This is a genomic window from Aeromonas aquatica (assembly GCF_000764655.1).
GTDB classification, from domain to species: Bacteria; Pseudomonadota; Gammaproteobacteria; order Enterobacterales; family Aeromonadaceae; genus Aeromonas; species Aeromonas aquatica.
The window spans coordinates 169,323-177,447 of the sequence record NZ_JRGL01000012.1; the positions used below are offsets into that span (position 1 = coordinate 169,323).

Below are 8,125 nucleotides of genomic sequence, written 5' to 3' on the forward strand. Positions count from 1 at the left end.
CGATCCGATGGTAACCCTGAGCAGGCAGAGCCGCCAGACACCGGCAGGATCATACGCCTATAGGGCGAGGCACGCAGAAACGACAGACACTGCTAGGGTATGGTTTCTTTAATACCGGTTAGGCTCCGGTATCAGGGAGAGCAACGGACTCTCATCATCCAACTGACCGACTGAGCCAATGGCTCATCATCTTCCCTTGTCATGGGTGGTCACTGGAGTTGAGCTGGCTGTGGTGGTCGTCGTCTATCAACACGCGTGCGTGCTGACGTCTTCCCTTATCTTCCTTGAAATCTCCCTTGTCGTCGCGATGGCTGCCGAATGATGAACGAACGGCGTGGCTGATGCCGCTCGTCATCAAAGTACCGCGGCGCCGCATTAGAGTGGCACCGCATACCGTTGAGCTTGATGTAAAGCCACCAGCCCCACATCAAGACTCGTTACTTCCCAAGATCCACCAGGCAGCTCAGGCTTGCCGCGATTGCAATCGAGGGGCTGGCGATGTGGAAGGTCATGACCGTGGCGTCACTACCTTCCGAACGCCAGCAGGCAGCTCAGGCTTGCCACTCTTAAGCGATCGATGGTCTGGATGTGATTGAGGGTAACGAAGGCGGCCTTCTGGCCGCTCATTTGCGAGGCATAGCCCATGACTAACTGGTCCAGCAAGGACTCCTTGAAGGTCTACAACGTTCCCTACTGGGGTGCGGGTTTTTTCAATATCAATGACGCCGGTCATGTGACCGTCGCGCCCGACAAGTCGCGCCCCGATGCCCACATCGTCATCTCCGATGCCATCGAACAGTTGCGCCAGTCCGGGCTGACCACCCCCGTGTTGCTGCGTTTCCCCGACATCCTCAAGAGCCGGGTCGATGCGCTGTTCAACGCCTTCGGTCAGGCCATCGAGAAGTCAGGCTATGAAGGGGACTATCTGTGCGTTTACCCGATCAAGGTAAACCAGCAGCGCCGCGTCATCGAGACCATCAGCCAGTCCTACAGCGACAAGCCAAGGCTTGGGCTGGAAGCGGGCTCCAAACCGGAGCTGTTGGCCGTGTTGTCCCATCACCATGAGCAAGGCTCGGTGATCGTGTGCAACGGCTACAAGGACCGCGAATACATCCGCCACGCCCTCTTGGGCAACCTGATGGGCCACAAGGTCTACATCGTGGTGGAGAAGCCTTCCGAGCTGGAAATGGTGCTGGACGAGTCAGTTCGCCTGAACATCAAGCCGAACATCGGGGTGCGTGCCAAGCTCGCCTCCACCGGCTCCGGCATGTGGGAATCGAGCGGCGGCTCCATGTCCAAATTTGGCCTCTCCGCCTCCCAGATCCTGGCGCTGGTCGAGCGCCTGCGCAGCCTCGGCAAGCTCGATTGCCTGCAACTGCTGCACTTCCACCTCGGCTCCCAGATCGCCAACATCCGCGACATCCAGGGTGGCATCCGCGAGTGCGGCCGCTTCTATTCCGAGTTGCGTCGCTTAGGGGTGCCCATCGACGTGGTCGACGTCGGCGGTGGTTTGGGTGTGGACTATGAGGGCACTCGCTCCCAGAGCCACTGCTCCGCCAACTACAGCCTGTCCGAGTACGCCAACAACGTGGTGTGGGGTATCGGCGACGTCTGCCGTGAGTTCGACCTGCCGCACCCGACCATCATCAGCGAGTCCGGCCGTGCCCTGACCGCTCACCACGCCGTGCTGGTCACCAATCTGATTGGTGCCGAAGGGGTGGAGATGAGCGACATCAGCGCGCCGGATGAAGACGCACCGACCATTCTGCAGAACATGTGGAAGGGCTGGCTGGACCTGCGCAGCGAAGATCCCTCCCTGCTGGAGATCTTCCACGACTCGGTGGCGGATCTGGGCGATGTGAACACCCAGTACACCATGGGCCTGCTCAATCTGGAGCAACGTGCCTGGGCCGAGATGCTGCACCAGAACACCTGTCTGGCGCTCAAAGAGCTGCTCAACCCGGTCAACCGCAACCACCGCGCCCTGGCCGACGAGCTCTCCGAGAAGCTGGCAGACAAGTGCTTCGCGAACTTCTCCCTGTTCCAGTCCCTGCCGGATGCCTGGGGCATAGGTCAGGTGTTCCCCGTGATGCCGCTCACCGGCCTCGAGCGTCCGCTCACCCGCCGTGGCATCCTGATGGACATCACCTGTGACTCCGATGGTCAGGTCGAGCACTACGTCGACGGCCTGGGTGTAGAAAGCACCCTGCCGATGCCGGAGTACGCCGAGAACGAAGTGTGCCACGTCGGCTTCTTCCTGGTCGGCGCCTACCAGGAGATCCTGGGGGATCTGCACAACCTGTTCGGTGATACCCACTGCGCGGAAGTGTGGCTCGACGACGAAGGCAAGATGGACATTCGCAATGTGGTGCGCGGCGACACCGTCGACCAGCTGCTGCGTTACGTCAACATAGACCCGTCCGTCATTCGCGAGAACTACCAGCGCATCGTCTCTCACCCGGCGCTGGACGACGCGACCCGCAAGGCTCTGCTCGACGAGCTGGAGCTGGGTCTGCAAGGCTACGCCTATCTGGAAGACGAATAAGCCTCTGGCTTGTTCCCCGCACAGCGGGAATAAAAAACGGCGCCTTCGGGCGCCGTTTTTATTGCGGCCTCGCGCAGTATTGCCTGCATCCTATCCGCTATCTGCTATCTGCTATCTGCTATCTGCTATCTGCTATCTGCTATCTGCTATCTGCTATCTGCTATCCGCTGCCTGCGCCCCCTGGGATCAAGCCGTGGTTGGCTCGGTTTGGCGTAGAGGCTGGTCGCTTGGTCGCGGGCGCCGCGGCTGGGGCCGGGCGTCGCCGCAATGGCAGCCCGGGAGCGACTGAGACATTCGAGGGATACGCCGGGGTGAATTGCATGCAAAAAAATTTGAGTACTTTCACCTCGTATCTTATCAATGTATTTTTAATATAAATCAACTTCTTACATTGGTTTTTTGCTGCCATCCCCTGCGCTTACAAGATGTTTAAATGAAAATTAAGTTGCGTGAGAAGGCGAAAACTCAAATAATGTTGCACGAACAATATGAGCTTGATGCTCGCCGCACCTGATCTTCGGAGGTCCTATGAAAACCCTTATCGTCTCAACCGTCGCGCCCGATGCCATCGGTCCTTATAGCCACGGCACCGCCTATGGCGACCTCATCTTCACCTCGGGTCAGCTGCCTGTCTGCAAGCGGCTGGGGGGCGTCGTGGAGGGGGGGGTTGAGGCTCAGACCCGTCAATCGCTGGAGAATCTGAAATCCGTGCTGGAGGCCGGCGGTGGCAGTCTGGACACCGTGCTCAAGACCACCTGCTATCTGGCGGACATCGCCGATTTTGCCGCCTTCAACGGGGTCTATCAGGCGTACTTCCTGGCGGATTGTCCGGCGCGCAGCTGTTTTGCGGTCAAGGATCTGCCGATGGGCGTCAGGGTCGAGATCGAGGCCATCGCCCATCGGCTGCCCTGAGGTGGGAAGTTGTTTGCGAGCCGTTTGACGACGTCCTCCCAAGGCTCGGGTTTTCTTCGGCAAGATGCTAAAACCGTCATAGGGATCAACTAGATGGCAACAGTGGACATGGCCGTCACCGAGGCTATCATGTCTGCCTGAGCAGGCACCCAGCCGCAGCCATTCATGGGCCGCGGCGTTACCATTAAGGCCCCCATGAAACTGCACGAGTTGACCCCGACCGATTTCGAGATCCTCAAGGCGATGGAGATCATAGTGGACGGCATCGCCGCCATGTATGGCCAGCATACCGAGGTGCTGCTGCACAGCCTGGATGCGCGCAACCCCTCGATCATCAAGATTGCCAATGGCCATATCACCGGCCGCAGCGTCGGCGCCCCCATCACCAACCTGGCGATGATGAAGCTCAAGAGCGGGCAGGACGTCTCCAGCCCCTACATGACCAAGTGTGCCACCGGCAAGACGCTGCGCTCCCTCACCACCGTCATTCGCAACGGCGAGCACCAGGCGATAGGGTTGCTCTGCATCAACAGCGACATGGATGCCCCGCTGCAATCCGTGCTGCGCACCATGATGCCGGAATGTATGCACCAGCACGAGCCGAGCGCGACCCCCGAGGTATTCGCCCGCAACATCGATGAAGCCCTGAGCAGCACCATCGACAGCATCAGCGCCGAGGTGCGGGGCAACGAGGCGGTGCCGCCGTCCCAGAAGACCAGGGTCATGGTCAACCAGCTGCATGAGCTGGGGATCTTCGAGCTCAAAGACAGCGCCCAGATAGCCGCTCGCCAGCTCGGCATCTCGGTGCACTCCATCTACCGCTATCTGCGGGAGATCAAGAAAGGCTAGCGAGGGATGGCGGCCGCTTGAAGGGGGAGGGGCCAGGGCCTCTCTTGTCTTCTCCATCTCTCCTTGTCATTTCTCCGCCCCGCTCATCTGCTATCATCTTGCCCTTTCATTTATCTATATGAACCCGCAGGAGAAATCATGTCTCGAATCCTCTATCTGCTACGCCACGGTCAGACGCGCTACAACGCCGAGCAGCGGCTGCAGGGGCGCTGCAACTCGGATCTGACCGCCAGGGGCGAGGCGCAGGCCATCGCCATGGGGGCCCGTCTGCGGGAGCAGATCGCCGAGCCTGCCCGCTGGCGCGTCTATGCCAGCCCGCTGGGCCGTGCCCGCCAGACGGCGCTGCTGGTGTGTCAGCAACTGGGGATAGAGGATAAGCAGATCATCTGGGATGAGCGGCTGGTGGAGCTGGGGATGGGGGAGTGGGAGGGCTGCCGGGTACCGGATCTGCTGGAAGATCATCCCGAGCTCGATATCAGCCAACCGGACTGGTATCTGCAGGCGCCCGGCTGCGAAGGTTATCTGAGCATCCAGCGCCGGGCGCAGAGCTGGCTGCTGGATAGCACAGTCGCCGAGCACGCCATCGTCATCTCACACGGCCTGTTTGGTGCCATGTTGCGCGGCGCCTATGCCGATCTCGACTATGTCACCACCTGGCGCCAAGAGTTGCCACAGGATGCCTTCTTCAAGCTCAGCGGTGGCCGGATCGAGCGAATGGAATGTTAACACCTCGCCGCTTGGTGAGGTGTTTTAGAGGACTAGGTGTTTTATCTAAAGCGAGTTAACCAATTGCCAGCTTTGCTGCCGCTTTCCACATAAACGGTGGCATAGGGGTCATCAGGCGCCATTTAATGTTCATCGGTTGGCTGCCGCTATGGGATAGATACTCGACCTCACCAAAGTTCACGAAGCCAAGGGTTCGACCAAACTCATCGTTGCTTTGTTCACGGACAAACAAAAACAATCGCTTACCATTTTCTCTGTGCTGGATGTAACTCAGACCCTTGCCCCGCTCAGGGCAAGCGCTGTTTTGGCTCTGCCAATGGAACAGTGACTCGTTAATGGCGTAGTCGTGATAACGGGTGGTGGGGGAGAAGTGTTTCTCCGTTTTATTCAAGGTTACGAAGAGCAACTCGATATTTTGATCTGCAATGACATACACCCCTTCGCGAGCAGTCGGTTGTTGCGCGAAGGTGGTCGCGCCAAAGCCAACCAGCACCTGCTCTCTGGCATATCGGGCATGCAGTTGCAGCGGATTACCGGGAAGGTCTGGCATGGCTCGCTGTTCGTGTTGCACCCGATTGATCAGTATGGGCAGCAGGTCTGCCAGCTCGGCCCTTAACTCTGGTTGATTGAGTTGTTTCAGGCTGTGCGCCAAGGAGCTAAAGCCTGCGTTGGGGCCGCTCTGTTGCCAGAAGTCGTAGTGACACATCAAGGCCATGCGTTCATCGTGCTCGGCCGTTAAGGTAAAGGCGCTTTCCACCAAGGTTTGTAAGAATTTCAAGTAATGGATCGCATCGCATCCCAATAGCCGGGTTTTGATGGCCCGGGTGTAGAGGGTAGATAGCTTCTCATCGCTCATTTCAGAAACGGTATGGTTGCGGGCCTGTTTGACCAAGGTGCTCCAATTGCCGCGCTTGTAGATCTCTTCAAGGCTGATATGAGGGTAAAACTTCAAAAAGTTCGCCAGCGTCAGCGGTAAATCACAGTCCTGTGAGAAACGGCGGATCAGGCCCATGAGTCGCGAGGTATTGAGGGTCGCCTTCTTGATATTGCTCAGAATTAACTCTTGGGTCTGTTTTGAGAGCTCGATGCGGCAGCCCAAGGGGGCGTGAGGGAAGCCCTGTTTGATTTCGTGGCTGATCGCTTTATTGGTTTTACCCACCAGCGCCCGGAATTTCTGGGCAAAGTCATACTCCGCACGAGCATTGCCAACAAAATCCAACACGGTGCAGCACTCTTTATCACTCGCCAGCCGTAGGCCCCGCCCTAATTGCTGCAAGAAGATGGTGAGGCTTTCCGTCGGTCGTAAAAACAGCAAGGTATCGACTTCCGGGATATCGACACCTTCGTTGAAGATGTCTACTACGCAGAGAATGTTGGTAACCCCGGTGCGCAAATCCTGTTGTTTGCTATGCCGCTCGTCTCGGTTATCGCTGGTGAGGATGTCAGCCTTGATGCCCTTCAATAAAAATTCCTTGCACATAAAATCGGCATGTTCACGGCTCACACAAAATGCCAGCGCCTTGATCTTGGTAATATCGGTGACGATCTCATAGAGGCTCTGGACTATTTTCTGCACCCGCTGCTGATTGTGGGTGTAGATATTGGTGAGCTCACTAATGTCATAACGGCCATTTTTCCAAGCGACTTGGCGCAAGTCGGTATCATCGTCGATGCCAAAATATTGGAACGGACAGAGATGGCGACGGTTGATGGCTTCTGGTAAGCGGATTTCAGCTGCGATCACTCCACCAAAGTCTGCGAGAATATCACTGCCATCATGGCGCTCCGGCGTCGCTGTCAGTCCCAAGAGAATTTCTGGGGAAAAGGCTGCGAGCAAACCACGGTAACTGGCTGCGGCAATATGGTGAACCTCATCGATGACGATGTAATCGAAATAATCCGAGCTAAGACGCAAATTAGCTAACTGGTTATTCAAGGATTGCACCGAGGCAAACAGCTGCTGGTAGTGCATGGGGATGGCGCCACCGACCAGCAGTTCACCGAAGTTAGACTGTTTTAGCACACCGCGGTAAGCGGCCTGTGCTTGGCGCAAGATCTCCTCTTTGTGGGCCACAAACAGAAATCTGGCATCGGGTTTATTTTTCAGGAACCGAGCAAAATCAAAGGCGGAGATCAGGGTCTTGCCCGTGCCGGTTGCCGCGACGACCAGGTTGCGAAAGCGCTGATGCAGGGAGCGCTCCATCGATAATTGTTCAAGAATCTCCTGCTGGTGAGGGAAAGGCGTGACCTCGAAGAAATAGGCAACGTTATTCTTGTCACCATTCCCGCTGGCCTCTTGCAACGCGTGCTGTAATTTCGCTCTGCTTTCTAGCTTGCCATCAAACAGCTCAAAGTCATCGGATTCCCAATAGGTTTCAAACGTACTGAGGGATTTCTCGATGATATGAGGTATTTCTTGCGAAGTAATTTTAAGGTTCCACTCCAAACCGCTGGTGAGGGCCGAATGGGATAAGTTGGATGAACCTATATAGCCGGTATGAAAGCCTGTATTTCGGCAAAAAAGATAGCTCTTGGCATGCAGGCGTTCACGTTGGGTGTTATAGCTGAGTTTGACTTCGGTGTTGGGCAGGTTGGCTAAAAATTCGACTGCTTTTGCGTCGGTTGCCCCCATATAAGAGGTGGTGATGACCTTTAATCGGCGGCCGCTGCGAGTGAACTCTTCCAGCTCATGGCGAAAAATACGGATGCCTGCCCATTTGATAAATGAGACCAGCCAGTAGATGCTGTCTGCCGATAATATTTCACGCTTAAGTTCTGACTCCATCGACAAGCCCGCATTGCTGCCGCAAAACAGCTCACTCTGAGTCAGGCCTGTCAGAGGGAAGATATCCTCGGTATATTGCTTCAAATTGGCCGCTATTGGGTTATCCAATTCATAGAGGGCGGTGAGTATGTTGCCCTGACAGCTAATCAGATTTTCTTCGATAAAGTCGGGGTCTTGAATGTGATCTTTCAGCCAAAGCAATAGCTGGTTGGCCAGTGCAATTTGCCGTTGCAGCTGATCCTCTCCAGTGACCGAGCCCACCGCATATTCCAAGATACGGCTAAGAAACGGCGTTGTTTCCTAAATCA

At 56.5% G+C, this 8,125-nt stretch carries 4 protein-coding genes and 1 pseudogene; 4 read left to right on the forward strand and 1 reads right to left on the reverse strand.

Translation table 11 applies throughout. The features are described 5' to 3' along the window. The first annotated feature begins 643 nt into the window (after positions 1–643). The 4 genes from speA to LG30_RS0103845 all read left to right on the forward strand — a co-directional run bounded on the left by speA (position 644) and on the right by LG30_RS0103845 (position 5,032). Positions 644–2,545 carry a biosynthetic arginine decarboxylase gene (gene speA, locus LG30_RS0103830; RefSeq protein WP_033129387.1) on the forward strand — a complete coding sequence of 634 codons (1,902 nt, stop codon included), beginning with the start codon at positions 644–646 and terminating at the stop codon, positions 2,543–2,545. Positions 2,546–3,073: 528 nt separating this feature from the next. Next, complete coding sequence (locus tag LG30_RS0103835; protein WP_033129388.1) at positions 3,074–3,457, forward strand: Rid family detoxifying hydrolase; 384 nt, start codon at positions 3,074–3,076, stop codon at positions 3,455–3,457. 195 nt (positions 3,458–3,652) lie between these two features. Continuing rightward, positions 3,653–4,306: a helix-turn-helix transcriptional regulator gene (locus LG30_RS0103840; protein ID WP_033129400.1), complete on the forward strand. Its 654-nt coding sequence runs from the start codon at positions 3,653–3,655 to the stop codon at positions 4,304–4,306. 138 nt (positions 4,307–4,444) lie between these two features. Then, the gene (locus LG30_RS0103845) at positions 4,445–5,032 is read left to right on the forward strand and encodes a histidine phosphatase family protein (protein ID WP_033129389.1); all 588 of its coding nucleotides are present in this window, start codon (positions 4,445–4,447) and stop codon (positions 5,030–5,032) included. A 55-nt stretch (positions 5,033–5,087) separates the two neighbouring features. Here the strand turns inward: LG30_RS0103845 and LG30_RS0103850 are convergent. Then, positions 5,088–8,105 (reverse strand): annotated as a pseudogene (locus LG30_RS0103850) (DEAD/DEAH box helicase); the annotation flags it as partial. Between the last annotated feature and the right edge of the window lie 20 nt (positions 8,106–8,125).